22 protein-coding genes and 1 pseudogene are annotated in these 25,037 nt (G+C 73.7%); 18 read left to right on the top strand and 5 right to left on the bottom strand.

The window, feature by feature from the left end; all coding sequences use genetic code 11:
* The first annotated feature begins 10 nt into the window (after positions 1 to 10).
* Both AB6L24_RS05980 and AB6L24_RS05975 read left to right on the top strand, forming a co-directional pair.
* Positions 11 to 682 (top strand): helix-turn-helix domain-containing protein, encoded by a 672-nt coding sequence (locus tag AB6L24_RS05980; RefSeq protein ID WP_030357043.1) that lies wholly within the window; start codon positions 11 to 13, stop codon positions 680 to 682.
* Between the two features lie 40 nt (positions 683 to 722).
* The gene (locus tag AB6L24_RS05975; RefSeq protein WP_033264300.1) at positions 723 to 845 is read left to right on the top strand and encodes a DUF6126 family protein; all 123 of its coding nucleotides are present in this window, start codon (positions 723 to 725) and stop codon (positions 843 to 845) included.
* 6 nt (positions 846 to 851) lie between these two features.
* Here the strand turns inward: AB6L24_RS05975 and AB6L24_RS05970 are convergent, their stop codons facing one another.
* On the bottom strand, positions 852 to 1,649 hold the full coding sequence (locus tag AB6L24_RS05970) for a tyrosine-protein phosphatase (protein WP_405652890.1): 798 nt from the start codon (positions 1,647 to 1,649) through the stop codon (positions 852 to 854).
* A gap of 266 nt (positions 1,650 to 1,915) precedes the next feature.
* Between AB6L24_RS05970 and AB6L24_RS05965 the strand changes: the two genes are divergently transcribed.
* From AB6L24_RS05965 to AB6L24_RS05955, 3 genes are all read left to right on the top strand, one after another.
* Complete coding sequence (locus AB6L24_RS05965) at positions 1,916 to 4,054, top strand: alpha-galactosidase (protein ID WP_405652887.1); 2,139 nt, start codon at positions 1,916 to 1,918, stop codon at positions 4,052 to 4,054.
* A 78-nt stretch (positions 4,055 to 4,132) separates the two neighbouring features.
* Positions 4,133 to 4,936 carry an SGNH/GDSL hydrolase family protein gene (locus tag AB6L24_RS05960; RefSeq protein WP_193560753.1) on the top strand — a complete coding sequence of 268 codons (804 nt, stop codon included), beginning with the start codon at positions 4,133 to 4,135 and terminating at the stop codon, positions 4,934 to 4,936.
* Positions 4,937 to 5,110: 174 nt separating this feature from the next.
* Positions 5,111 to 5,950: an SIMPL domain-containing protein gene (locus AB6L24_RS05955; protein ID WP_405652885.1), complete on the top strand. Its 840-nt coding sequence runs from the start codon at positions 5,111 to 5,113 to the stop codon at positions 5,948 to 5,950.
* Between the two features lie 370 nt (positions 5,951 to 6,320).
* Here AB6L24_RS05955 and AB6L24_RS05950 read toward each other — a convergent pair whose 3' ends face one another.
* The 3 genes and pseudogenes from AB6L24_RS05950 to AB6L24_RS05940 all read right to left on the bottom strand — a co-directional run bounded on the left by AB6L24_RS05950 (position 6,321) and on the right by AB6L24_RS05940 (position 8,978).
* The gene (locus tag AB6L24_RS05950) at positions 6,321 to 6,932 is read right to left on the bottom strand and encodes a TetR/AcrR family transcriptional regulator (RefSeq protein ID WP_405652883.1); all 612 of its coding nucleotides are present in this window, start codon (positions 6,930 to 6,932) and stop codon (positions 6,321 to 6,323) included.
* A gap of 94 nt (positions 6,933 to 7,026) precedes the next feature.
* Positions 7,027 to 8,259: pseudogene (locus AB6L24_RS05945) on the bottom strand (Glu/Leu/Phe/Val dehydrogenase dimerization domain-containing protein); the annotation flags it as partial.
* Between the two features lie 140 nt (positions 8,260 to 8,399).
* Positions 8,400 to 8,978 (bottom strand): carboxymuconolactone decarboxylase family protein, encoded by a 579-nt coding sequence (locus tag AB6L24_RS05940; RefSeq protein ID WP_405652881.1) that lies wholly within the window; start codon positions 8,976 to 8,978, stop codon positions 8,400 to 8,402.
* Positions 8,979 to 9,188: 210 nt separating this feature from the next.
* Here AB6L24_RS05940 and AB6L24_RS05935 point away from each other — a divergent pair, with 210 nt between their 5' ends.
* The 6 genes from AB6L24_RS05935 (at position 9,189) to AB6L24_RS05910 (ending at position 14,950) form a co-directional block, all read left to right on the top strand.
* Positions 9,189 to 10,385, top strand: coding sequence for an MBL fold metallo-hydrolase (locus AB6L24_RS05935; protein WP_405652879.1), 1,197 nt, complete (start codon positions 9,189 to 9,191; stop codon positions 10,383 to 10,385).
* Positions 10,386 to 10,675: 290 nt separating this feature from the next.
* A complete protein-coding gene (locus AB6L24_RS05930; RefSeq protein WP_405652877.1) occupies positions 10,676 to 12,808 on the top strand; it encodes an ATP-binding protein in 2,133 nt (710 codons plus the stop codon).
* A 158-nt stretch (positions 12,809 to 12,966) separates the two neighbouring features.
* The gene (locus AB6L24_RS05925) at positions 12,967 to 13,401 is read left to right on the top strand and encodes a roadblock/LC7 domain-containing protein (protein ID WP_405652874.1); all 435 of its coding nucleotides are present in this window, start codon (positions 12,967 to 12,969) and stop codon (positions 13,399 to 13,401) included.
* A gap of 2 nt (positions 13,402 to 13,403) precedes the next feature.
* The gene (locus AB6L24_RS05920; RefSeq protein ID WP_030357052.1) at positions 13,404 to 13,775 is read left to right on the top strand and encodes a DUF742 domain-containing protein; all 372 of its coding nucleotides are present in this window, start codon (positions 13,404 to 13,406) and stop codon (positions 13,773 to 13,775) included.
* On the top strand, positions 13,753 to 14,352 hold the full coding sequence (locus AB6L24_RS05915; RefSeq protein WP_030357053.1) for an ATP/GTP-binding protein: 600 nt from the start codon (positions 13,753 to 13,755) through the stop codon (positions 14,350 to 14,352). Before AB6L24_RS05920 ends, AB6L24_RS05915 begins: the two co-directional genes overlap by 23 nt.
* Positions 14,353 to 14,368: 16 nt before the next feature.
* Positions 14,369 to 14,950 (top strand): GAF domain-containing protein, encoded by a 582-nt coding sequence (locus AB6L24_RS05910; RefSeq protein ID WP_405652871.1) that lies wholly within the window; start codon positions 14,369 to 14,371, stop codon positions 14,948 to 14,950.
* 72 nt (positions 14,951 to 15,022) lie between these two features.
* Here AB6L24_RS05910 and AB6L24_RS05905 read toward each other — a convergent pair whose 3' ends face one another.
* Positions 15,023 to 16,933, bottom strand: a complete 1,911-nt coding sequence (locus tag AB6L24_RS05905; RefSeq protein ID WP_405652869.1) for a DUF2264 domain-containing protein — start codon at positions 16,931 to 16,933, stop codon at positions 15,023 to 15,025.
* Positions 16,934 to 17,162: 229 nt separating this feature from the next.
* Here AB6L24_RS05905 and AB6L24_RS05900 point away from each other — a divergent pair, with 229 nt between their 5' ends.
* The 7 genes from AB6L24_RS05900 (at position 17,163) to AB6L24_RS05870 (ending at position 24,984) form a co-directional block, all read left to right on the top strand.
* Positions 17,163 to 18,356 (top strand): Gfo/Idh/MocA family protein, encoded by a 1,194-nt coding sequence (locus AB6L24_RS05900; protein WP_405652866.1) that lies wholly within the window; start codon positions 17,163 to 17,165, stop codon positions 18,354 to 18,356.
* Between the two features lie 204 nt (positions 18,357 to 18,560).
* Positions 18,561 to 19,589, top strand: coding sequence for an L-threonine 3-dehydrogenase (tdh, locus tag AB6L24_RS05895; protein WP_405652864.1), 1,029 nt, complete (start codon positions 18,561 to 18,563; stop codon positions 19,587 to 19,589).
* Between the two features lie 64 nt (positions 19,590 to 19,653).
* Positions 19,654 to 20,856: a glycine C-acetyltransferase gene (locus tag AB6L24_RS05890; protein ID WP_405652861.1), complete on the top strand. Its 1,203-nt coding sequence runs from the start codon at positions 19,654 to 19,656 to the stop codon at positions 20,854 to 20,856.
* Positions 20,857 to 21,011: 155 nt separating this feature from the next.
* A complete protein-coding gene (locus AB6L24_RS05885) occupies positions 21,012 to 21,911 on the top strand; it encodes a LysR family transcriptional regulator (RefSeq protein WP_405652858.1) in 900 nt (299 codons plus the stop codon).
* Positions 21,912 to 22,172: 261 nt separating this feature from the next.
* Positions 22,173 to 23,039 (top strand): ABC transporter permease, encoded by an 867-nt coding sequence (locus AB6L24_RS05880; RefSeq protein ID WP_405652855.1) that lies wholly within the window; start codon positions 22,173 to 22,175, stop codon positions 23,037 to 23,039.
* An 18-nt stretch (positions 23,040 to 23,057) separates the two neighbouring features.
* Positions 23,058 to 24,092 carry an ABC transporter substrate-binding protein gene (locus tag AB6L24_RS05875; RefSeq protein ID WP_405652852.1) on the top strand — a complete coding sequence of 345 codons (1,035 nt, stop codon included), beginning with the start codon at positions 23,058 to 23,060 and terminating at the stop codon, positions 24,090 to 24,092.
* Positions 24,093 to 24,129: 37 nt separating this feature from the next.
* Positions 24,130 to 24,984, top strand: coding sequence for an ABC transporter ATP-binding protein (locus AB6L24_RS05870; protein WP_405652850.1), 855 nt, complete (start codon positions 24,130 to 24,132; stop codon positions 24,982 to 24,984).
* Positions 24,985 to 25,037 lie beyond the last annotated feature (53 nt).

Here is a 25,037-nt window from a genome sequence, read left to right as displayed (position 1 = left end):
GAATCGAAGCATGAACCCTGCCGAGCCCGCGGGGGCCGCCCCGGAGCCCGGCGACACCGCCGACCCCCGGGCCGACACCGTCGCCGATGCCCTGCCCGTCGTCGCGCCCCAGCTGCGGGACCTGCGCCGCCGCGCCGCCCTCACCCTGGAGGCCGCCGCCCGCGCCGCCGGGCTCTCGCCCGCGCACCTGTCCCGCCTGGAGACCGGACAGCGCCAGCCGTCCCTGCCGATGCTGCTCGCGCTCGCCCGTACCTACGGTACGACGGTCTCCGAACTGCTTGGCGAGACGCCCGCCGACCGGCACTCCGTCGTCCGCGCCCCCGACATGGAGCCCACGGCGGCCGGCGGCTGGACGTACTGGCAGGCGGGCGCGCCCGGCCGGGGCATGCAGGCGCTGCGGGTGCACGTCCCGCACGGCGCGCAGGGCGACATCGTGCGGGTCCACCCGGGCGAGGAGTGGCTGTACGTCCTCACCGGACGCCTTCGGCTGCGGCTCGGCGACACCGCGTACACCCTCGCCCCCGGAGACAGCGCGCACTTCGACTCGCTGACCCCGCACCGGATCGCCGCCGCGGACCACGGCGGCGCCGACCTCCTCTTCGTCCACACCTTGCTGCAGAGCCCGGCCACCGCGCTGTGCCTCGGCGGCCCCACCCAGGGAGACCGACATGACGGAATCTGAGCAGCCGCAGCCCGAGGCCGCCGGCCGGCCCGAGCGCCGGATGGTCCTGCAGGAGAAGTTCCCGCGCGCCCTGTGGGTCCGGCTGATCATCTACGTGGCCGTGGGCCACGTGTTCGCGTTCTTCGTCTATCTGCTGTTCGTGCTCGGGGGCAAGAACCAGTAGGCCGTCTCAGTCGAGGAGGCGTTCGCGCAGCCGCTCCCGCGTCTGCGCGCCGACACCGAGACCCCGCTCCAGATAGGCGTCCGTGTCGCCCCAGGTCAGCGCGATGGTCTCGAAGGCCGCGTCCAGATACTCGGCGCGGGCGTCGAACAGCGGGCTCAGCAGCTCCATCACCTCGGGGGACATCGCGTCCGCCGAGGTGCTGCTGCGGTGCACCTTGTAGCGGCGGTGCGTGGCGTTCGACTCCAGGTAGTCCGCCATGATCGCGTCACGCTCCACGCCGACCGCGAGCAGCGTCACGGCTATGGACAGGCCGGCCCGGTCCTTGCCCGCCGCGCAGTGCATCAGCGCGGGCACGCTGTCCTCGGCGAGCGCGTGCAGCACCCGGCTGTGCTCGGCCGTGCGCTCCTTGATGATCGTCCGGTACGACGCGAACATCCGGCCCGCCGCCCTGCCGTCGGACAGGACCGAGCGCAGCTGGTCCAGGTCGCCGTCGCGGACCATCTTCCAGAACTCGGCGCCGTCGGCAGGGTCGGTCAGCGGCAGATTCACGTTGCGCACGCCCGGCAGCGCCACGTCCGGGCCCTCGAGGCGCTGGTCGGCGGCGTTGCGGAAGTCGAAGATCGTGTGCAGGCCCAGCGAGCCGAGGAACGCGGCGTCGGCGTCCGTGGCGTGCGCGAGGTGACCGCTGCGGAAGAGCACGCCGTGCCGCACCCGGCGGCCGTCGAGCGTCGGCAGCCCGCCCACGTCACGGAAGTTGCGCACGCCGGCCAGCTCGGGCTCGGTCGACGGGACCTGCTGCGTCACGGGGTCTCCTCATGCTCGGGGGCGGCTTCGCGCGACCGCGCGGGCGCGTGGCCCGCAGGTGGTTGCGCCTTCGACGATACGACACGGGTTCCTGAGCCAATCAGTCCTGGTGCGGGGGTGCCCGGAGGTGCGCGCGGTGGCGCGCAGGGGTGGCGCGCGCGGGAGGTGCGCAGGCGTTGCCCCGGGGGCGCGGGGGCTCGAAGATGTGCGTACGCGCGCGTACCTGTTGAGATCTGTTTCCGTATCTGTGGAGCTCTGGGGGTTCGATGATCGAGATCGGTACAGACGGCCGTACATGGCTCCTCTCGGGGCCCACCAGCAGCTACGCGCTCCGGCTCACGGACCGCGACGAGCTGTTGCACCTCCACTGGGGCCCGCGGATCGCCCTGGCCGACGCCGAGGCACTCGCGGCGGCGCCGACGCCCCCGGAGCGGCCCTTCGAGTCGTGGCTCGACGGCCGCGAGGAGTATCCGGTGGAGGGCGGGCCCCGGTTCGTGCGGCCCGCGCTCTCGGTGCGCGGCGGCGGGGTGCGCGGGACGGAGTGGCGGTTCCTGCGGTGGGCCGAGGGCGCCGACGGCGAACTCCAGCTGCACTTCACCGACGCCGTGCACGGCCTCCAGGTCACGCTGTCGTACCGGATGCGCGGTGACGTCGTCGAGCGGTACGCCGTCCTGCTCAACGCGTCGACGGGGGCGACGGATCTCGAGGTCCTGCGGGCCGACTCCGCCACCTGGTCCCTGCCCCCGCGCGAACGCTGGCGGCTCTCGCAGCTGCACGGGCGCTGGGCGGCGGAGTCCCGGCTCGAACGGTCGCCCCTCACGTACGGGGAAAGGGTCGTCGGCAGCCGGCGCGGGCACACCGGGCACCAGCACCTGCCCTGGGTGGCGCTCGACGCGGACGGCGCCACCGAGGAGCACGGCGAGGTCTACAGCTGCGCGCTGGCGTGGTCCGGGTCGTGGCGGATCTCCGTGCACCGACTCCCGGACGGCGCCGTGCAGATCACCGGCGGCAGCGGGCACGACGACTCCGGGCAGACGCTGCTCCCGCCCGGCACGGCGATCGCCACGCCGGTGTTCGCGGGCCTGTGGAGCGGTGGCGGCTTCGGCGGGACCAGCCGCGCCTGGCACGCGTACCAGCGGGCGCACGTGATCCCGGATGCGGACGAGGTCCGACCGGTGCTCTACAACTCCTGGGAGGCCACCGGCTTCGACATCTCCGAGGAGCAGCAGCGGGCGCTCGCGGAGCGGGCCGCGGAGCTGGGCGTCGAGCTGTTCGTCGTCGACGACGCGTGGTTCGGCGCCCGCGTGTCCGACCGGGCCGGGCTCGGCGACTGGACGCCCAACCCCGACCGCTTCCCCGGCGGGCTTGGGCCGCTCGCCGACTACGTGCACGCCCTCGGCATGCGGTTCGGGATCTGGGTCGAGCCGGAGATGGTCAACGCCGACAGCGACCTCTACCGCGCGCACCCCGACTGGGTGCAGCACCACCCCGGCCGCGCCCGCACCGAGTTCCGCAACCAGCTCGTCCTCAACCTCGCGCGCGAGGACGTGCGGAACCACCTCTGGGAACAGCTCGACGCCCTCCTGACCGGCGCGTCCGTCGACTACGTGAAGTGGGACTTCAACCGCTGCTTCACCGACGCGGGCTGGCCCGGCGAGCCCTACCCGCAGCGGCTGTGGGACGCCCATGTGCACGGCTTCTACGACCTCCTCGACCGGCTGCGGGCCGCGCACCCCACCGTCGCCTTCGAGTCCTGCTCGGGCGGCGGCGGCCGCGTCGACCTCGGCGTCCTCGCCCGCACCGACCAGGTCTGGACGTCCGACAACACCGACCCCCTCGACCGGCTCGCCATCCAGCACGGATTCAGCCAGATCCACCCCGCGCGCGTCATGGCCGCCTGGGTCACCGACAGCCCCAACACCCAGCTCAACGGGCGCGTCAGCTCGCTCAGGTTCCGCTTCGTCAGCGCCATGGCGGGCGTGCTCGGCGTCGGCGGCGACCTGACCCGGTGGAGTGCGGCGGAGCGCGCCGAGGCCCGCGACTGGGTCGAGCTCTACAAGGAGATCAGGCCCGTCGTGCAGCTCGGCGACCTGTACCGGCTGCGGGATCCGGACGGCGGCCCGTGCGCGGTGAGCTACGTCCGCGGGGACGACGTCGTCGTCCTGGCCTGGCTCCCGGCGCAGGCGTACGGGCAGGAGACGCCGCCGGTGCGGCTGCGGGGGCTCGACCCCGCGGCGTCCTACGCGTGTGCGGAGACCGGTGCGGTGCACCGCGGCGCCGTCCTGCTGCACCACGGGCTGCGGACCGGCCTGCGGGGAGACCTGGACGCCGCCGTGTTCCGGCTCCGGCGGACCGCAGACGCCGCAGACACCACGGACGCGTATTCCGGGTTGGCGCAATCTTGACCAATGGCTTATCTCACCCCGCGTCAACCCCTTATTACGATGGCGTAGGTCACTTGTCGCCAGGAAAGATGTGACGACGTGACAGCAGAGTCGACACACTTCATCAAAAACGCACCCACGGACACCTTCACCTCCTACGCAGCGGTCGGCGACAGCTTCACCGAAGGCGTGGGGGACCCCGGGCCCGACGGCACCTTCGTCGGCTGGGCCGACCGGCTCGCCGTCCTCCTCGACGACCGTGTCCCCGAGCACTCCTTCCGGTACGCCAACCTCGCCGTGCGCGGCAAGCTCCTCGACCAGATCGTCGCGGACCAGGTGCCGCGCGCCAAGGAGCTGGCCCCCGACCTGGTCACGTTCGCCGCGGGCGGCAACGACATCATCCGGCCCGGCACCGACCCCGACGAGGTCGCCGAGCGGTTCGAGCGCGCCGTCGCCGACCTCGCCTCCGCCGTCGGCACCGTCGTCGTCACCACCGGGTTCGACACCCGGGGCGTGGCGCTCCTCAAGCATCTGCGCGGCAAGATCGCCACGTACAACGGCCATGTCCGCGCGGTCGCCGACCGGTACGGCTGCCCCGTCCTCGACCTGTGGTCCCTGAAGTCCGTGCAGGACCGGCGGGCCTGGGACGACGACCGGCTCCACCTGTCGGCCGAGGGGCACACCCGGGTGGCGCTGCGGGCCGCCCAGGCCCTCGGCCTGGAGGTGCCCGCCGACCCGGAGCAGCCCTGGCCGCCGCTGCCGCCGCGCGGCACCCTCGAGGTGCGGCGCGACGACATCCACTGGGCGCGCGAGCATCTGGTGCCGTGGATCGGGCGACGGCTGCGTGGCGAAAGCTCCGGCGACCATGTGGCGGCGAAGCGACCTGACTTGATGCCGCTTTAGGTTCCCGGCTCGGGGTGGGCGGGCTCGACAGGGGTTCCCGCCCGGGTGGGCGGGCTCGACCGGTGAGGTGACAGGGCGGGAGTGGCGGACCCGCGCGCGGGCGCGCGGGTGCTGGGATGACGGCCGGCCGTCCCCTCGGGGGCGGATGACCGGCACACCGGAAGGACTCCCACCATGTCCGCAGCTCCGCGCCCGCCCGTCCGGACCTCGCGTCCTCGTACCTCGCTGCGCGCCCTCACGGCGGCCGTTGTCGCGCTCGCGGCGCTCGGTCTGCCGTCGGCGCTTGCCGGGCCCGCCGTGGCCGACGAGGCCCTAGCGGCGTCAGCCCCGGCCTTCGCCACCCCCGCTTCCGCTCCCGCCCCGGGCGCCGCCGACCCGACCCCCACCCCGTCCACCGTGACCGTCACCGGCACCGGCTCCGCGAGCGCCGCCCCCGACCTCGCCGTGGTCGGCATGGCCGTGGAGGTCACCGCTCCCACGGCGGAGAAGGCCCTCGCCGCGCAGCACGCCGCCGCGAACGCGCTGCTCGGGGCCCTGCGGCGGCAGCAGGTCGCCGAGCGTGACGTCCGTACGGACAGCCTGGAGCTCTCGGCCGTGTACGAGGACGGGGGCGGGGGCGGGGCGTCCAAGCTCACCGGGTACCGGGCCGCGCAGAGCTTCAGCGTGAAGGTGCGTGAGCCTCATCGGACCGGGCGGGTGATCAAGGCGGCGGTGGCCGCCGCGGGGGATGCCGTGCGGGTCAACGGGGTGACCTTCGATCTGGCCGACGCGCGGCCGTTGCGGGCCAAGGCTCGTGAGGCCGCGCACGCGGATGCCCGGGACAAGGCCGAGCACTACGCCGCCCTCACCGGGCGGGGGCTCGGCCGGCTTGTGTCCCTCACCGAGGCCGAGTCCGGGAATCCTCGGCCTCTGACGGTGTCGCCGTCGGCCTTCGCCAAGCAGGAGGGGGTGCCGGTGGCGCCTGGCGAGATTCAGGACAGTGTGTCGGTGGTGGCGGTGTACGAGTTGCAGTGAGGGGGCTGGGGCCTGCCGGGGGCTCCCCAGTCCCACCCCTTCCCGAACCTGGGGCTCCGCCCCAGACCCCGCTCCTCAAACGCCGGAGGGGCTTTTCCCCACCCACCCGCCCGAACTTGCACCGGCCTGAGCGACAGCCCGGCACCTTCAGCCCTGCGAGGGTCACCCCCGATCGGCGCTCCGCGCCTCGTATGGTGGGGGCGATTGGTTGGGAGAAAGCCCGTCCGGCGTTTGAGGACGAGGCGCGAAGCGCCGATAGCGGGGGAGGACTGTCCCACCGGAACGGGACACCCACCCCCGGGGTCCAGGGGCGGAGCCCCGGTTTCGGTGAAGGGGCGGGACTGGGGCGCCCCGCGAGGGCAGACCGGCCTCAGGTCTTCAAGTCCTCCGCACCCAACCCCAGTTCCCGGGCCAACGCCTCGTCCGCCCACGCCCGGGTCCGCGCCCGGGACACCGCCCCGGGGTAGGCCGTCACCTGGACGGCGAGACCGTCGAGGAAGGCCGTCAGGCGGAGGGCCGCGGCCCCGGGGTCGGGGCAGCGGAACTCACCCGCCGCCACGCCCTCGGCGATCACCTCGGCGAGCGCGGCCTTCCAACGGCGGTCCAGATCCCGGGTGACCGACCGCAGCGCGGGCTCACGCAGGGCGGAGGCCCACCCCTCGATCCACAGCCGCCACCCCTTGGCGGGCCCGGTCGGCGCGTACCAGCGCACCGCTGCCCGCAACCTGCGCACCGCCGACGTACGGCGGCCCAGAAGCTTGTGCAGATGCGCCAGATCACCCTCGGCGGCATGCGCGAACGCGGCGGCGACCAGCTCGTCCTTGGTCGAGAAGTGGTAGAGGACGAGCGCGTTGCTCACCCCGAGCGCGGCCGCGACGTCCGCGATGCGCACGGCCGCCACACCGCGTACCTCGATCTGTTCGACGGTGGCGGTCAGCAGCTCCACCCGCCGCTCCGCCACGCTCAACCGCACTCTGGTCACGCCGTGCACCCTACCTACGCGCGTCACCCAGGGCGTATGCGCGGCGGGGCACGGCGGACGGCCCGGCCGGGAGTCCGGGGGCCGCGCGCGGCACGTACCAGCCGAAGCGTTCCGTGATCTCCGGGAGCCGGTCCGCGGCCAGGGCGTGCGCCGCGGCGCGCGGTGTCGTGCCGTCCCGGCGCGCCCGCGCGAGCACCTGCCCGACCAGGGCCCGCATGGCGCGGCGGGTGTGCGCGAAGGCCTCATCGGCCATGGCCGCCCCCGAGGCGCGCGACGCGGCGGCCGTGCCGATGTCGCCGAAGAGCGTCCACCACCACCAGGCGTTGGTCGCGGAGTTGACCACCACGTCCGGCAGGACCGTGACGCCGCGCGCGGTGAGCAGCCGCTCCGCGTCCGGGAGCACCGGCATGTTGGCCGCCTCCGCGATCCAGCGGGCCCTGATCCGGTCCTGGTTGGCGGTGTCGACCGCGTACGACACGGCGGCCGGTACGAGGACCTCCGCGTCGGCCGACAGCCAGGCGTCGTCGGGGAGTTCGCGGTCGCCGGGGCGCAGGGCCGCGCGGTCGACGGTGCCGTAGGCGTCGCGGGACGCGAGGAGCGCCTCCACGTCCAGGCCGTCGGGGTTGGCGACCGTGCCCTTGATGTCGGCCACCGCCACGACCGTGAGCCCCGCCCGGGCGAGGAAACGCGCGGTGGCGCCGCCCATCGTGCCGAGCCCCTGCACGGCCACGCGCGCGCGTGCGGGCGCCGTGCCCGCCGCGTCGAGCGCGGTCAGCACGGACTCCGCGACTCCGCAGCCCCCGACCAGCGCGTCGAGCCCGACCCCGTCGACCTCCACGGCGAACGCGTCCGCGAGGCGCCGCCGGGCCGCCGCCTCGTCGTCGAGGAGCGGGTGGACGGCCTGCACGCAGGAGGTCAGACCGGCCTCGGCGGCGGCCCGGTCGACGACGTCCTGGGTCAGGCCGAGGTCCTCGCCCATGGTCCAGGAGTCCGCGATGTAGGGGCGCATCGCCCGCAGATAGCGCACCAGCACGTCGTACGCCGCCGGGTCCCGGGGATCGCAGTCGATGCCGCCCTTGGCGCCGCCGAGGGGGATGTAGCGGGCCCGGGGGTCGTAGTGCAGGGCCTCCTTCATCGTCATCCCGCGCGCGAGCCCGGCGACCTCCTCCAGGGTGCAGCCCGGCCGCATCCGCAGACCTCCGCTGCACACCCCGCGCACCAGCCGGTCGACCACGAGGAAGCCGCGCCGGCCGGTGACGTGGTCGGTCCAGGTGAGAGACAGGAAGGGCGGGGCGTCGGGGGACGGAGGGGGTGCGGATGCGGGCATGGGGCGGCTCCTGCGGGTCTGCCGACGGGGGACCTCCCTGGGGGTGCCACCGGCCGGTTCACTGCCTGGCGTGCTGCTGACAGCTACTGACTGCTAGGTCAGTAGTCGGAGTAGTACACCACGACCCCCGGGGCGTCGGCTCACACGGTGTGCCGGGACGTCCCCGCGCGCGCGTCCCGCAGGTCGCAGACCTCCTTGAAGCCCTGACTGGTCAGCCCCATCGCGGAGTTGAACCGCGAGCGCATGTTCTCGACGGCCACCATCATGGTCAGCTCCACGAACGCGGCTTCGCCGAGGCGGCCGAGCAGCCGGGCGGAGAGTTCGTCGTCGGTCTCCGGCGGGTTCGCGGTCATCGCCTCCGCGTACGCCATCACGTCCCGCTCCAGCGGCGTGTAGGCGTCGCTCTCGCGCCACAGCGGAACGTCGCGCACCTTGCGCGGGTCCATGCCGCGCCGCCGGCTCTCCCAGTGGCCGAAGTCCATGCACCAGGAGCAGCCGATCGCCGCCGCGGACGCCATCTCGGCCAGTGCCTTCAGGTCCTTGTCGAGCTTGTCGTACTTGGCGACGGCCTGCTCGAAGCGCAGGTAGGACCAGAGGACGCGGCGGTTGTGCGCCATCGCCCTGCCCGGGTCGAGGACCTTGCCGTAGGTGCGCTTCGAGTACCACTCCATGGCGCGGAAGAAGAGGGTGCGCGGCGGGGTGAGGGAAATGCGGGCCATGGGGGCCACCTCCGGGTCGTGCGCGGCGTGGTTTCGCCGTCTCGAAGAGGAGACGGATCGGGGGCACGCGGATGTGACATCGGATGGGACATCGGGGCCGGAAGGGGGCCGCGGCGGCCGGCGGGGCCGTGGGGACCGGCCCCGGCGGCCGCTGTCGGGGGTGGCGCACATAATGGGGGGAGCCTGAGCAATCCTGTTTCTGGAGGTGCCGTGTCCCGGTTCTCGAGCTCCCGGCTCCGTTCGCTGCGGCCCGCCGCCTTCGGCGCGGACCCCGCGGGGGAGCGGCTGGCGCGCATCCAGAGATCGCCGCACTTCGCGGACGGCTCGTTCCAGAACCCGCTGGGCGCCAGGACCCGGCCGTCCGGGTCCGCCCTGGAGTTCGCCAAGATCTACTTCCGCAAGGAGGAGCGGGTCCGCCGCACCCCCTCCGACCCGATCCCGGTGCACGCGACGACGCTCGCGGACCTCGCCAGGCCCCCGGCGAGCGGCCTGCGGCTCACCTGGATGGGGCACTCCAGCGTCCTCGCCGAGATCGACGGGCGCCGCGTGCTCTTCGACCCCGTGTGGGGCGACCGGTGCTCGCCGTTCGCCTTCGCCGGGCCGAAGCGCCTGCATCCGGTGCCGGTGCCCCTCGCGGAGCTCGGCCCGGTCGACGCGGTCGTGATCTCCCACGACCACTACGACCACCTGGACCTGCCCAGCATCAAGGCGCTCGCCGGCACGGACACGGTGTTCGCGGTGCCGCTCGGCGTCGGCGCCCACCTGGAGCGCTGGGGCGTGCCCGCGGACCGGCTGCGCGAGCTGGACTGGCACGAGTCCACGGACATCGGCGGCCTGACCCTGACGGCGACACCCGCACGCCACTTCTGCGGGCGCGGCCTGCGCAACCAGCAGCACACGCTGTGGGCGTCCTGGGCCGTGCGCGGCCCCGAGCACCGCGTCTTCCACAGCGGCGACACGGGCTACTTCCCGGGCTTTGAGGAGATCGGCGCCCAGCACGGCCCGTTCGACGCCACGATGATCCAGATCGGCGCCTACTCCGACTTCTGGCCCGACATCCACATGCGCCCCGAGGAAGGCGTCCGCGCCCACCTCGACCTCCAGGGCGGCACGCCCCACGGCGTCCTGCTGCCCATCCACTGGGGCACCTTCAACCTCGCGCCGCACCCCTGGTCGGAGCCCGGCGACGGCACCCTCGCCGCCGCCCGCGCCGAGGACACCGCCGTCGCCCTGCCGATCCCCGGCGAGCCCTTCGAGCCGTCGTCCGACGACATGCCCGACGCCCCCTGGTGGCGTGCGGTCGCCCGGGCCCCGCAGAGCGCCCCGGCGGACGCCCCGAGGACGTGCGGCCGGAAGAAGCCGGCGACGCCGACCGCCCCGGGCCCCGAGGTCGCGGAAGTCGGCTGACCCGGACCGCGCCCCGGGCCTCGGCGCGCGCCGGGCGGACATCCGTGCCGTTCCTCGCGCACCCGTACGAGCGTTTTCGCGCAGCCGTGCGACGCGTCATACCAGAGCGGGACCCCTGCCGCCGGAGTTTGTCAACTGCCCACCGCACTTGATGCGGTGACGACTACTGTGTGTGGCCGTCGGGCGACGCAGGGATCACATCACGGCCTGCCGGCCGGCATCGCGATGCCATCGACGAGGTGCCGCTGCGGACCGCCGCGGTGTCCCGTCCGCACGTACCGAGGACGCAGATGTCTCACCTTCGCGCACCGGCAGCACGCGCAGACCGCCGGGAGAGCGGGCGGCACGGCAGGTCCGGGAGCCGCGCCGCGCCACCCCTGCCCGAGGCGCGCATACGGCCCCAGCTCCTGCGCATCGCCGTGCTGCCCGCCGTCGCGGTCGGCCTGTGCGGCAGCGCGGCCGTGCTCTACCTGATCCGGGACGCCGGGGCCCGGCCCCGGCCGCCCCTGCTCGCCGTGCTCGGCGCCGCCGCGCTGCTCGGCCTCGCCAGCGTCGTGATCGCAGCGGTGGCCGCCGAGCGGGCCGCGCGGTCCGTGCGCGACCGCGTCGGCGCGCTCCGCCGCGCCTCCGCACGCGGCCAGGCCGACCTGCGCGAACTCGTCGAACAGCTGCGCAGGGGCGACGCGCCGACCACGCCCGGGCAGCCGCCCGCGCGGGCCGTGGGCGCGGGGGACGAGTTCGGCCCGCTCGCCGAGGAGCTGTCCCGCGCGCACGACGGCGCCGTCACCGCCGTCGTGCAGGCGGCACAGCTCTCCAGCCAGGCGGGCAGCGAGCAGAAGGTCGAGGTCTTCGTGAACCTCGCCCGGCGGCTCCAGTCCCTCGTGCACCGCGAGATCTCGCTCCTCGACGACCTGGAGAACACCGTCGAGGACCCCGAACTCCTCAAGGGCCTCTTCCACATCGACCACCTGGCCACCCGCATCCGGCGGCACGCGGAGAACCTCGCCGTGCTCGGCGGCGCCATGTCCCGGCGCCAGTGGAGCAGGCCGGTGACCATGACGGAGGTGCTGCGGTCCGCCATCGCCGAGGTCGAGCAGTACTCCCGGGTGAAGCTGGTGCCGCCGATCGACGGGACCCTGCGCGGGCACGCCGTCGCCGACGTCATCCACCTGCTCGCCGAACTCGTCGAGAACGCCACCGTGTTCTCCGCCCCGCACACCCAAGTCCTGCTGCGCGCCAACCTCGTGACCGCCGGGCTCGCCGTCGAGGTCGAGGACCGCGGCCTCGGCATGCCGCTCGCCGAGCAGGTCCGGATGAACCAACTCCTGGCCGACCCCGACCAGGTCAACGTCGCCAGCCTGCTCCAGGACGGGCGCATCGGGCTCTTCGTGGTCGCCGCGCTCGCCCGCAGGCACGGCATCGCCGTCCGCCTCCAGACCAACATCTACGGCGGCGTGCAGGCCGTCCTGATCGTCCCGCAGGGCCTCCTCGGCGCCGAGCAGGACGACGGGGCGACGGCCGCCCGGGGTGGCACGGGCGGCACCGGTGCCGTGGGCGCGGGCGGCGGCGCGAGCGGTCTCGTGCCGGGGCCCCGGCAGGCCACCTCGGCCTACCCGGACCCCGACCCGGCCCCGGCCCGCGCCACCGCCAAGCCCTCCACACCGGACCGGACCGCCGCCGGGGGCCCGGCCTCGACCACCCCCCGGCCCCGCCACTCCGCCCAGCCCCGCCACTCCGCCCACAGCCCCACCCCGCACCCCCACGCGCAGCCGCACTCACCCTCGTACCAGGAAACCCACGCCCCTCACGAAACCCACAGCCCGCACGAGCCCCACACCCCCCAGGAATCCCTCGCCCCCCACCACGCCCACGACCCCCTCGGCCTCCAGGACACGGGCGCGCTCCCGGAGACCGGCACGCCCGCACCCCAGACGCCCCCGGCGCCCCACATTCCGCGGCACGGGCACCCGGGCACCACCGGCGCCCTCGGCCCCACCGGCCCCGGCACGACCACCGGGCCCACCCCCCTGCCCGTCCGGGGTCCCCGCGGCGACCGGCCCACCCCCGCCGAGGCCGTACCGGGCATCCGCCCCGAGGACCGGCAGAGCGCCATCGAGCACACCGCGACGCCGCCGCTGCCCCGCAACGGCGCTGTGCGCGGCCGGGTCGGCAGACCGCAGCTGCCCAAGCGCCGCGCCCAGGAACACCTGGCACCCCAGCTGCGCGACGCCAGGGCCCCGCGCGCGGACGACGAACACGTCGGTCACGACCCGGGTCTGATGGCCGCCTTCCAGCGCGGCATCGGCCTCGCCCAGGCCGCCGAGGCCCGCGACGTGCCCCGGGACGGCGCGGCCGGGGCGGACCCCGGGCCCGGACCCACCGCGACCGCCGACCGAGCAGGCCGTGCCGACCAGGGCGGCTGACCGCGCCGGGCGCACCGGGGGCACAAGCCGCACCGGTCGCCCCGGACGTGCCCGCCGCGCCGACCAGGGTGACCGACCGCACCACCCCTGCCCCGTCTGCTTCCCCCGCAGACCTCGAGAACTTCGAGAACCCCCGTACTTCAAGGAGTCGATCCACCATGGCGAGCGATGCGCCGACCGGCCAGGTATCCGATCTCGACTGGCTGATGAGCGGCCTCGTGCAGCGGGTGCCGCACACCCACAGCGCCGTCCTGCTGTCCTGCGACGGCCTGGTGAAGTCGGTCCACGGCCTCGACCCGGACAGCGCCGACCACATGGCGGCGCTCGCTTCGGGGCTCTACTCGCTGGGGCGCAGCGCGGGCGTCCGGTTCGGGGACGGCGGGGACGTCCGGCAGGTGGTCGTGGAGCTGGACTCCACGCTGCTCTTCGTGTCCACGGCCGGTTCGGGCACCTGTCTGGCGGTGCTCGCCGGGCGGGACGCGGACGCGGCGGTGCTCGGGTACGAGATGGCGATGCTCGTGAAGAGCGTGCGCCCCTATCTGGTCACAGCGCCCCGGCAGTCCGCTGTCGAGCCCGCGTCGATGAGGCACTGAGCGTGGGGGCCCCGCACGACGGGCCATGGCTCGACGACGCCGCGGGGCGGCTCATCCGCCCCTACACGGTCAGCGGCGGGCGCACCAGACCGACGGCGCAGCTCGACCTGCTGTCCCAGGTGCGGACGACCGGCACCGTCCCGTCCGGCTATCTGGGCCCCGAGCACGCCCTCGCGCTCGGCCTGTGCGAGGCCCCCACGTCGGTCGCGGAGATCGCCGCCCAGCTGAAGCTGCCTGCGGTGGTGACCAAGGTCATCCTGTCCGACCTCGTCGACTGCGGGGCGATCACCACGAGAGCCCCGGACTTCTACCACAACCCGACCGACCGGTCCCTGTTGGAGGCAGTGCTCGATGGACTACGACGACAGCTCTGACGCCTTCCCGACCGCGCTGAAGATCTTGGTGGCGGGCGGGTTCGGGGTCGGCAAGACGACCTTCGTGGGCGCGGTCAGCGAGATCGCGCCCTTGAGTACCGAGGAGTTGCTCACGACGGTCAGTGAGGGCACCGACGACCTGGCGGGCGTGGAGCACAAGACCACGACGACCGTCGCCATGGACTTCGGGCGGATCACCCTCGACCCGGCGCATGTGCTCTACCTGTTCGGCACCCCCGGCCAGGAGCGCTTCTGGTTCATGTGGGACGAGCTGTCCGAGGGGGCGCTCGGCGCGGTCGTCCTCGCCGACACCCGCCGCCTGGAGGACTGCTTCGCCGCCGTCGACTTCTTCGAGCAGCGCGGCATGGGCTTCATCGTCGCCATCAACGAGTTCGACGGCGCCCACCGCTACGAGCCCGAGGAGGTGCGCGCCGCCATCGACCTCGACCCGCAGGTCCCGGTCGTGCGCTGCGACGCCCGCATCTCCAGCTCCGGCATCCAGACGCTCCTCACCCTCGTACGCCACCTGCTCGCCCACGCGCCCGCCGCGCCCACCTTCGGAGCCCGCACGACATGACCCCTGGAGCACGCCGATGACATACGAAGCGACCGGTCGGCTGCTGCTGACCCCGGTCGACAAGGAGGCGCCGGCGCGGGTGCGGCGGCTGCGGGAGCTGGGCCTCGGGGAGCGGCCCGAGCCCGGCCTCGACGCGTTCGCCGACCGGCTCGCGCGGATCATGGACGCGCCCTACGCCATGGTCACCTTCATCCACGAGGAACAGCAGTTCTTCGCCGGCCTTCACCTGCCCGACGCCGCCGAGCCGCACCCCGACGCGGCCGAGCCCCCGGCCGCGTCCTTCGAGCGCCGGACGGGCCGCGAGCGCGGCTACTGCCCGCACGTCGTGGTGCGCGGCCGGGCCCTCGTCCTGGAAGATGTGGGCGACTACCCGCGGTTCGCGGGCAACCCCGTCGTCGACGAGATCGGCATCCGGTCCTACCTGGGCGCGCCGCTCGCCGACCGGACGGGCCTGGTCCTCGGCACCGTGTGCGTGGCGGACGTGCGACCGCGGCCGTGGGGCCGTGCCGGGCTCGACACGATCAAGGCGATGGCGGCCGAGCTCGCCGAACGCGTCCAGCGGCGCGAGGACGACGGGGACGTGGACGCCCCTCTGTGACCGCCCGGAGCCCGCGGCCGCGCCGCGGAGCGCGCGGCCCACAGGGCACGAGGCCTTCGGTGCGCGAGTTCCTCAGAGCACGAGTTCCTCGCCGTCGGGGAACGTGACCCGCACCGCGTCGCCGCGCACGACGCAGCCGATCGCCTCCTTCAGGGCCCACGGCCGGACGTCGTCCCGGGTCAGGACGACGAGCGTGACATGGACGCTCGCACCGCCCGGGTGGGCGCCCGCCAGCAGGTACGGCGTGGCCGAGTGGGGCCCGTAGGCGTTGGCCTCGACCTCCCGGACCGCGTCGGCGGCCTCCGGCCCGGCGTCCCACCCGTGCAGCCCCACGACCGCACTCGTCAGCCCCGCGTCCGTACGGGCGAGCACCCACCCCGGCCCCCGCTCGACCCGTGGCGGCGCCCCGTCCGCCACCGCGTACCCGCCCTCGCGGACCGCCGCGCCCGCGGGCGCCCGCACCCGGTGCGCGCGGATCTCCCACGGGCCGTAGAGGGCGCTGGTGGTGAGGATCGGGTACGTGTCCTCGGTGCCCGGGAAGCAGGCGTCGTGGCGGGACGAGGCGACGCGGCCCGCGCAGGCCAGGGGGTGGATGCGGCGGCGGCGCGACGCGGTGCCGTCCGGGGCGAGCAGCGCGAGGTGGCCGTCCACGGCGCGCTCCCAGGCGCGCGGGGCGGTCTCGGGGGCCGTCGCCGTGGAGTAGCCGAACTTGGCGTAGTGCGGGTCGTCCGTCGCCGGTCCTTCGGTGTCCTCGGCGTCCTCGGCGGGGTGGTGGTCGCTGCCGTGGTTGACCAGGCGGACGATGCCGTCGTGGCGGGTGCCGTGCAGCAGCCAGCCGGGCCGGGGCAGCGCCGTGTACCGGTCGGACTCCTCGACGGGCAGCGGGAGTTCACGGTCGGTCCACACCGGGTGGTCGGCGGGCAGGAGCAGGCCGAGGAAGCCCTTGCTCGCCCAGTACGGCGACGCCGGTCCCGAGTAGGCCTGCGTGGACGGCAGATGGGTGCCGTACCAGCCGAGCGGCAGCAGGCCCCGCTCGTCCGGGACGCCGCGCTCCACGAAGTGCCGGGCCGTGCCGGAGGCGAGACGGCGGGTCAGTCCCGGCGCCAGCGGCGAGCAGTCCGCGAGGGCCCCCATCCACACGGGCGCGGTCGCGGCGAAGCGGTAGGTGAGGGAGCGGCCCTGGTGCACGGGCGCGCCGTCGGCGCCGAAGAAGTGCGGGTACGTGGCGAGGAACCGGGCGAGCCGCTCGCGGTAGACCGCGCCCCGGCCGCCGTCGTGCCCGGGGCCCGCCATGCGCGCCCACAGCAGGGGGTACAGGTGCAGGGCCCAGCCGATGTAGTAGTCGAAGTTGCGGCCGTCGCCGTCGCTGTACCAGCCGTCGCCGCGGTACCAGTCCTCGATGCGGTCGAGGCCGCCGTCGATGTCGGCCTGCCGGTGCGGGGCGCCCACGGAGGCGAGGAACTGCTCGGCCACGACCTGGAAGAGGCGCCAGTTGTTGTCCCAGGTGCGGGCGCCGACGAAGCCCGAGAGCCAGTCGACGACGCGCTCCCGCACCCCGCTGTCGAGCCGGTCCCAGAGCCACGGCCGGGTCTCGTGCAGACCGATCGCGAGGGACGCGGCCTCCACCATCTGCTGGGAGCAGTCGGTGAGTTCGGGCCAGGCCTCGCCGCTGTCGCGGTCCGTGCCCGCCGTCAGGCCCAGCGCGTAGCGCTCCACGAGCGCCGGGTCCACGTCGCCGCCCGCTCCCGCGATCCGGAACGCGGCGAGCAGGAAGGACCGCGCGAACCCTTCGAGCCCGTCCGACACCACCCCCGACCAACTCCCGCGCCCCGGCAGGCGGTACTGCGCGAACCGCGGCGTGGCGTACGGCACCAGGGCCTGGAGCTGCCGGTCGGCGAGCGCCTCCCAGTGCGCGCGGGTCCAGCCGGTGAGCGGCGAGCGGACCCGGTCGGCGGGCGGGAGCGCGAGGTGGGGCGGAGTCATGGGCGGGATCCTCGGGTCGAAGTGCGATACGCCGTGGACAGTAAGCGTGTACTGCGGCGAGGCTGTACGCCAGAGGCTGTGGGGGAAGAAGTGCAAGGGGGTGACTGTGAGTGGCACGCCGACCGTGCAGTAAGCGTTTTCTGAACGATGTCTCCTGCGCGGCATCCACACCCCTCGAGAAGGCCCCGCACGGCCGAGAAAGGCTCCTGATGATCGAGAAAGGCACCCCATGACCGACCTCCGTCTCGGCGTCCTCGGCTACGGCCTGCGCGGCTCCCTCGCCCGCACCGCGCACCGCCCCGGCGCGGGCTCCCGCGTCACCGCGCTCGCCGACCACGACCCCGCCGCCCGCACCGCCGCCGCCCTCGCCTTCCCCGGCGCCCGCATCGCCGCCGACCACCGCAAGGTCACCGAGGACCCCGACGTCGACGCCCTGATGATCCTCACCCCCGACCACACCCACACCGAACTGGCCTGCGAGGCGCTGCGCGCGGGCAAGCCGGTGTGCGTGGAGAAGCCCCTCGCCATCGACGTCGAGGGCTGCGACGCGATCCTGCGCGCCGCGTACGAGAGCGGCACCCGCCTGTACGTCGGGCACAACATGCGCCACATGCCGGTGGTCCGGCTGATGCGGGACATCGTCGCGCGCGGCGAGATCGGCACCGTCAAGACGGTGTGGGTGCGCCACTTCGTGGGCTACGGCGGCGACTGGTACTTCAAGGACTGGCACGCCGAACGGCGGTACACCACCGGCCTGTTGCTCCAGAAGGCCGCCCACGACATCGACGTCCTGCACTGGCTCGCGGGCGGCTACACCCAGCGGGTGCAGGCCCTCGGCGACCTCATGGTCTACGGCGACAACCCGCACCGCCGCGCCCCGGGCGAGCCCAAGGCCGACGACTGGTACACCGAGGACGGCCACTGGCCGCCGGACACCCAGCGCGCCCTCAACCCCGTGATCGACGTCGAGGACGTGTCACTGGTCAACATGCGCCTGGACAACGGGGTCCTCGCCGCCTACCAGCAGTGCCACTTCACGCCCGACTACTGGCGCAACTACACGGTCATCGGTGACGCGGGCCGCCTGGAGAACTTCGGCGACGGGCCCGGCGGGGTGGTGAAGGTGTGGAACAGCGGGCGCTCGGCGCACCGGGAGCGGGGCGACGCCGAGTATCCGGTGCCGGACGCGGAGGCCGCCGAGGACACAGCGGGGCACGGCGGCGCCGATCCGCTGCTCGTCGACGAGTTCGTGCGGTTCGCGCGGGACGGCGGCGTCACCGACACCTCGCCGGTGGCCGCGCGGATGGCCGTCGCGGCGGGGGTGCGGGCCACCGAGTCGCTGCGGGACGGCGGCGCGCCGCGCGCGGTGCCGGAGCTCGCCCCGGAGCTGGTCGCGTACTTCGATCGGGGGCAGTCGCGCTAGCCCGTCCGGGCCCGGGAACGCGGGGCCCGCCTGGGGTCTGAAGGAAAGCTGCGGCCGCGCTTAAGAAATCCTCGATGGACCCGCGCCACGAGGTACGGAAGATTGCTGTGCGTCGGTGTGCGACCGGTGCGGGTCACCGGTACGGGATGTACACGAGCTGTACGGGCCGCCGGCACCCCCCAGACGTACGACAGGAGCCGACGCGTGAAAGCGCTGGTCAAGGAGAAGGCAGAGCCGGGTCTCCGGCTGATGGACGTCCCCGAGCCCGAGGTGGGCCCCGGCGACGTCCTGATCAAGGTGTTGCGCACCGGGATCTGCGGCACCGATCTGCACATCCGGGCCTGGGACGGCTGGGCGCAGCAGAGCATCAAGGCGCCGCTGGTCGTCGGCCACGAGTTCGTCGGGGAGGTCGTCGGCACCGGCAGGGACGTCGCCGACATCAAGGCCGGGGACCTGGTCAGCGGCGAGGGCCACCTGGTGTGCGGCAAGTGCCGCAACTGTCTGGCCGGGCGCCGCCACCTGTGCCGCGCGACGGTCGGCCTCGGCGTCGGCCGCGACGGGGCGTTCGCGGAGTACGTCGCGCTGCCCGCCTCCAACGTCTGGGTGCACCGGGTGCAGGTCGACCTCGACGTCGCGGCGATCTTCGACCCGTTCGGCAACGCCGTGCACACGGCGCTGTCCTTCCCGCTCGTCGGCGAGGACGTGCTGATCACCGGCGCGGGCCCGATCGGCCTGATGGCCGCCGCCGTCGCCCGGCACGCCGGCGCCCGCCACGTCGTCATCACCGACGTCAGCGAGGAGCGCCTGCAGCTCGCCCGCAAGACCGGCGTCAGCCTCGCCCTCAACGTCGCCGAGTCGACGATCGCCGACGGCCAGCGCGAACTCGGCCTGCGCGAGGGCTTCGACATCGGCCTGGAGATGTCCGGCAACCCGCGCGCGATGCGCGACATGGTCGCCAACATGACCCACGGCGGCAAGATCGCCATGCTCGGCCTGCCCGCCGAGGAGTTCGCCGTCGACTGGTCCCGCATCGTCACGTCGATGATCACCATCAAGGGCATCTACGGCCGCGAGATGTTCGAGACCTGGTACGCCATGTCGGTGCTGCTCGAAGGCGGCCTCGACCTCGCGCCCGTGATCACCGGACGGTACGGGTACCGGGACTTCCAGGAGGCCTTCGACGACGCGGCGAGCGGCCGCGGCGGCAAGGTCATCCTCGACTGGACCGCCTGAGCCCCGGGCACGACCGCCCGCGCCCCGGCTCCGCCCACCCTCCGCACTCCCGAAGGACTCCCTGATGTTCGACTCCGTACGCGACGCCCTCGCCGCCGACCTCGAAGAGATCCGCGCCGCCGGTCTGCACAAGCCCGAGCGCGTCATCGGCACCCCGCAGTCCGCGACGGTCTCCGTCACCGCGGGCGGCCGCCCCGGCGACGTACTGAACTTCTGCGCCAACAACTACCTCGGCCTCGCCGACCACCCCGAGGTCGTCGCCGCCGCCCACGAGGCGCTGGACCGGTGGGGCTACGGCATGGCGTCCGTCCGCTTCATCTGCGGCACCCAGGAGGTGCACAAGGAGCTGGAGGCCCGTCTCTCCTCCTTCCTCGGCCAGGAGGACACGATCCTCTACTCCTCCTGCTTCGACGCCAACGGCGGCGTCTTCGAGACCCTCCTCGGCCCCGAGGACGCCGTCATCTCCGACGCCCTCAACCACGCCTCCATCATCGACGGCATCCGGCTCTCCAAGGCCCGCCGCTTCCGGTACGCCAACCGCGACATGGCCGACCTGGAGAAGCAGCTCAAGGAGGCCACCGAGGGCGGCGCCCGGCGCAAGCTCGTCGTCACCGACGGCGTCTTCTCCATGGACGGCTACGTCGCGCCGCTCGCCGACATCTGCGACCTCGCCGAGCGCTACGACGCCATGGTCATGGTCGACGACTCGCACGCCGTCGGCTTCGTCGGACCCGGTGGCCGGGGCACGCCCGAGCTGCACGGCGTCATGGACCGCGTCGACATCATCACCGGCACGCTCGGCAAGGCGCTCGGTGGTGCCTCCGGCGGGTACGTCGCCGCGCGTGCCGAGATCGTCGCCCTGCTGCGCCAGCGCTCGCGTCCCTACCTCTTCTCCAACACCCTCGCCCCGGTGATCGCGGCCGCCTCCCTCAAGGTGCTCGACCTCCTGGAGTCGGCCGGGGACCTGCGGGAGCGGCTCGCCGCCAACACCGCGCTCTTCCGGTCCCGGATGACCGAGGCAGGCTTCGACATCCTGCCCGGCGACCACGCCATCGCGCCCGTGATGATCGGGGACGCGGCCGTCGCCGGACGCATGGCCGAGCTGCTCCTCGAGCGCGGCGTGTACGTCATCGGCTTCTCCTACCCCGTCGTGCCGCAGGGGCAGGCCCGCATCCGGGTCCAGCTGTCGGCGGCGCACTCCGCGGAGGACGTGAACCGGGCGGTGGAGGCGTTCATCGCCGCGCGGGCGGAGCTGGCGGGGGCGTAGCCCTCGCGGGGCGCCCCGGTCCCGCCCCTTCTCCGGTCCCGGGGCTCCGCCCCTGGACCCCGGGGGTGGGTGTCCCGTTGCCCTGGGCCGGGGCCCCGCCGATGGGGGGCCAGGGGCGCAGCCCCGTGTGCGGGGCGTGGTGGGACAATGTGCGCATGATCGAAGCGCGTCGGCTGCACATCCTCCGCGCGGTGGCCGACCACCGCACCGTCACCGCAGCGGCCGCCACCCTCTACCTCACCCCGTCCGCCGTGTCCCAGCAGCTCACAGCCCTGGAGCAGGAAACGGGCCACCGCCTGGTCGAGCGCTCGGCGCGGGGCGTACGCCTGACGCCGGCGGGCGAGATCCTGCTGGCGCACACGAACGCCGTCCTGGCCCAGCTGGAACGCGCGGAGGCCGAGCTGGCCGCGTACGACGCGGGCAGCGCGGGCACGGTGACGCTGGCGTCGTTCGCCACCGGCATCGGCCTGGTCGTGGCCCCCGCCCTGACCCGCCTCGCGGAAACCGCCCCGGGCATCCGCGTCCGCGTCCAGGACGCGGAGGGCGACGCGAGCCTGCCGATGGTCCTGGACCGCCAGGTGGACGTGGCGGTGGCGGTGGAGTACCGGGGCGCGCCCGGCGCGGACGACTCACGTCTGACGCGGGTGCCCCTGTACGCGGAGCCGTTCGACGCGGTCCTGCCCGTGGGCCACCGCGCGGCGGACAACGAGCGGGTGCCGCTCGCGGAGCTGGCGAAGGACCCGTGGATCGGCCCGTTCCCGGGCAACCCCTGCCACGACGTGGTGGTCCTGGCCTGCGAACAGGCCGGTTTCCAGCCGGTCCTGGAGCACACGTCGGACGACTTCCGCGCCGTCGTCGCCCTGGCCTCGGCGGGCGCGGGCGTCGCCCTCGTACCGAGGTCCGCGCTGCGGGGGATGGACATGGCGGGAGCCGTGGTCCGGCCGGTCGACGGGATCACGCCGACGCGGCGGGTGTTCGCGGCCGTGCGCCGCGGCGCGGAGACGCATCCGCTGATCGCCCCGGTGCTGGGCGCCCTGGGTGACGCCGCGGAGTAGGCCACGGTGGCCCCACCCGGCCCGGCGGCAGCCCACCGCACCCCCGGAATTCCGCGTTCGGAACTTCGCCACGACGTATTGACCCTGTGGTCGGCGAGTCATTAGCGTGGCGGACACCGTGTCAGAAAGCGCTTTCTGAAACGTGCGGAGCGCATGGTGTGCGTGCCGTGCGCGAGGTGCGTGAGGTGTTTTCGCGAGGCGGTTCCGGCAGCAACTCGAGGTAGCCCTGACGACTTTCGCCGACGTTCCGGGGAGTCCACCGTGAGTCAGCGCGTCCTGTCCCGTACTGCCCCGAAAGAACCGGCGGGTGTCGCCGAGCGCACCCGGCACGGCCCGCGCCGCCGCGCCCTGGACGCGGCCGAGAAGGCCTGGCGGCCGCTCGCCCTGCTGCTGGTGTGCTTCGGCGCCTGGTGGGTGATCGCCGCCGCGGGCTGGGTCGAGTCGTACCTCCTGCCCACCCCCGGTGCCACCCTCGACGTGATCGTCGACAAGCCCGGCTACCTGTGGGAACACGGCTGGGTCACCACGTACGAGACCCTGCTCGGCTTCCTCATCGCCGTCGGCGTGGGCATCCTCAGCGCCGTGGTGATGGTGTACTCGTCGACCGTCGAGAAGACCCTGTACCCGATCCTGCTCTTCGCGCAGGTCGTGCCGAAGATCGCCATCGCGCCGCTGTTCGTCGTCTGGCTCGGCTTCGGCATCGGCCCGAAGGTCCTGATCGCCGTCCTCATCGCGTTCTTCCCCGTGGTGATCTCGATGGTGACCGGGCTCAAGGCCGTGGACCCGGAGATGCTCCAGCTCTCCGCGACCATGGGCGCGCGGCCCTGGCAGACCTTCCTGAAGATCCGCTTCCCGGCCTCGCTGCCGCATCTGTTCTCCGGCCTGAAGGTCGCCGTCACGCTGGCCGTGACGGGCGCCGTCGTGGGTGAGTTCGTCGGCGCGAACGAAGGCCTCGGCTACGTCATCCTGCAGGCCAACGGCAACCTCGACACCCCGATGCTGTTCGCCGGGCTGCTCGTGATGTCGCTCATCGGCGTCGTCCTCTTCGTCCTCGTGGAGATCGCCGAGAAGCTGCTCCTGCCCTGGCACGCGTCCCGCCGCGACACCGCCGCCACCATCACGCTCTGACGCGAGAAGGGCCGACCCATGCACGCGACGCGCAGAAACCGACTCCGCACCGGCCTCCTCCCGCTGCTCCTGGTCTCCGTCACCGCGACGGCCTGCGGCGGGGACGACAAGACCACCGTCAGCGACTCCGGCGAGAAGCTGGACAAGGTGACGCTCACCCTCAACTGGTATCCGTACGGCGAGCACGCGCCGTTCTACTACGGCAAGCAGCGCAAGATCTTCGAGAAGCACGGCATCGACCTGGAGATACGCGCAGGACAGGGCTCCCAGAAGACGGTCCAGGCGACGGGCACGGGCCGCACCGACTTCGGCTGGGCCGACACCCCGGCCGTCCTCGCGGGCGTCGACCAGGGCGTCAAGGTCAAGAGCCTCGGCGTCTACCTCCAGACCACGCCCGCCTCCGTCCAGTCCTTCGCCGCCGAGGGCGTCGACGCGCCCGCCGACCTCAAGGGCAAGACCGTCGCGGGCACCGCGGGCGACGCGCTCACCAAGACGTTCCCGATCTTCCTGCAGAAGAACGGCATGGACCTCGACGACGTCCAGGTCCAGAACACCGACCCGGCGGGCAAGATCGCCGCGGTGATCTCGGGCCGGACGGACGGGCTCCTCGGCTACGCCAGCGACCAGGGCCCGATCATGCACAACAAGGCCAAGAAGGACGTCTCCTACCTGCGCTTCTCCGAGCACGGCCTGAACTTCTACTCCAACGGCCTGATCGCGGGGACCAAGACCCTGCGGCGCGGCGGCGACCTCGCGGGGCGCATGGCCGCGGCGGTCAGCGAGTCCTGGGCCGCCGCCCGGAAGTCCCCGGAGCCCGCGGTCGCCGCGATGGAGGGCGCGTCCGAGCAACTGCCGCCCCGCGAGGTCCTGTCGGAGCAGTTCAAGACCACGCTGACGCTGCTCCACACCGACGCCACCCGGGGCAAGGCGCCCGGCGCCAACACCGAGGCCGACTGGAAGCAGACGATTCGTGTCTTCGCGGAGGCGGGCATGGTCAAGAGCCCGAAGCCGGTCGCCGAGTACTGGGACGAGGCCAACGGGGTCAAGGGATGACGCGGCCGACGGGATCCTGGGACAGCGGGGGCAGGGGATGACGACCGTGAACGACACGGCACTGAACAAGAACGACACGGCACGGAACAACTCCGACGCGGTGCCCGACCGGAGCGCCACCGCGCCCGCCGTCCGCCTCGACGGCGTGTCCGTCCGCTTCCGCACGAAGAGGAAGGACGTCACCGCGCTCACCGACGTCTCCCTCGACGTGCCGCGCGGCGAGTTCGTCGCCATCGTCGGCCCGTCCGGGTGCGGCAAGTCCACGCTCCTCAAGCTGGTCGCCGGACTGCTCGCGCCGTCGGCGGGCACGGCGCTGCTCGGCGGCGAGCCGGTGCGCGGACCGCGCCGCGACATCGGCTACGTCTTCCAGCGCGCCGCCCTCCTCGACTGGCGCTCGGCCCGCCGCAACATCCTGCTCCAGGCCGAGATGCGCGGGCTCCCCGCGGCCGCGGCCCGCGTCCGGGCCGACGAGCTGATCCGCATGACAGGACTCGACGGCTTCGAGGACGCCTACCCGCACGAGCTGTCGGGCGGCATGCAGCAGCGCGTCGCCCTGTGCCGCGCCCTGCTGCACGAGCCGCCGGTCCTCCTCATGGACGAGCCCTTCGGCGCCCTCGACGCCCTCACCCGCGAGCAGATGAACGTCGAACTCCACCGCATCTGGTGCGAGACCGGCACGACGGTGCTCCTGGTCACCCACTCCATCCCCGAAGCCGTCTATCTGGCCGACCGCGTCGTGGTGATGAGCCCGCGCCCGGGCACGGTGACCGAGGTCATCGACGTCGGACTGCCCCGGGAACGGGCGTACGCGGCCACGCTCGCGTCGGCCGGATTCCGCGAGGCGACGGGGCGGATCCGGGAACTCCTCGGGGCGGCGGGGGCACACGACTGAGAGGGCTCGCCCGGGGCCGCCCACGCGCCGTCTCGTATATGGGATAGCATCCC

Origin of the sequence: Streptomyces sp. RK9 (assembly GCF_045070545.1) — a bacterium.
GTDB classification, from domain to species: Bacteria; Actinomycetota; Actinomycetes; order Streptomycetales; family Streptomycetaceae; genus Streptomyces; species Streptomyces alboflavus.
The sequence above is the reverse complement of the archived record's forward strand: the minus strand, read 5'-3'. Positions and strand labels throughout refer to the sequence as shown.

Bases quoted from the DNA above. Each gene is read 5' to 3' on its own strand.
- AB6L24_RS05980 (WP_030357043.1), top strand. From the start codon at position 11: ATGAACCCTGCCGAGCCCGCGGGGGCCGCCCCGGAGCCCGGCGACACC.
- AB6L24_RS05975 (WP_033264300.1), top strand. From the start codon at position 723: ATGGTCCTGCAGGAGAAGTTCCCGCGCGCCCTGTGGGTCCGGCTGATC.
- AB6L24_RS05965 (WP_405652887.1), top strand. From the start codon at position 1,916: ATGATCGAGATCGGTACAGACGGCCGTACATGGCTCCTCTCGGGGCCC.
- AB6L24_RS05955 (WP_405652885.1), top strand. From the start codon at position 5,111: ATGTCCGCAGCTCCGCGCCCGCCCGTCCGGACCTCGCGTCCTCGTACC.
- AB6L24_RS05940 (WP_405652881.1), bottom strand. From the start codon at position 8,978: ATGGCCCGCATTTCCCTCACCCCGCCGCGCACCCTCTTCTTCCGCGCC.
- AB6L24_RS05930 (WP_405652877.1), top strand. From the start codon at position 10,676: ATGTCTCACCTTCGCGCACCGGCAGCACGCGCAGACCGCCGGGAGAGC.
- AB6L24_RS05925 (WP_405652874.1), top strand. From the start codon at position 12,967: ATGGCGAGCGATGCGCCGACCGGCCAGGTATCCGATCTCGACTGGCTG.
- AB6L24_RS05915 (WP_030357053.1), top strand. From the start codon at position 13,753: ATGGACTACGACGACAGCTCTGACGCCTTCCCGACCGCGCTGAAGATC.
- AB6L24_RS05910 (WP_405652871.1), top strand. From the start codon at position 14,369: ATGACATACGAAGCGACCGGTCGGCTGCTGCTGACCCCGGTCGACAAG.
- AB6L24_RS05905 (WP_405652869.1), bottom strand. From the start codon at position 16,933: ATGACTCCGCCCCACCTCGCGCTCCCGCCCGCCGACCGGGTCCGCTCG.
- AB6L24_RS05900 (WP_405652866.1), top strand. From the start codon at position 17,163: ATGACCGACCTCCGTCTCGGCGTCCTCGGCTACGGCCTGCGCGGCTCC.
- AB6L24_RS05890 (WP_405652861.1), top strand. From the start codon at position 19,654: ATGTTCGACTCCGTACGCGACGCCCTCGCCGCCGACCTCGAAGAGATC.
- AB6L24_RS05885 (WP_405652858.1), top strand. From the start codon at position 21,012: ATGATCGAAGCGCGTCGGCTGCACATCCTCCGCGCGGTGGCCGACCAC.
- AB6L24_RS05875 (WP_405652852.1), top strand. From the start codon at position 23,058: ATGCACGCGACGCGCAGAAACCGACTCCGCACCGGCCTCCTCCCGCTG.
- AB6L24_RS05870 (WP_405652850.1), top strand. From the start codon at position 24,130: ATGACGACCGTGAACGACACGGCACTGAACAAGAACGACACGGCACGG.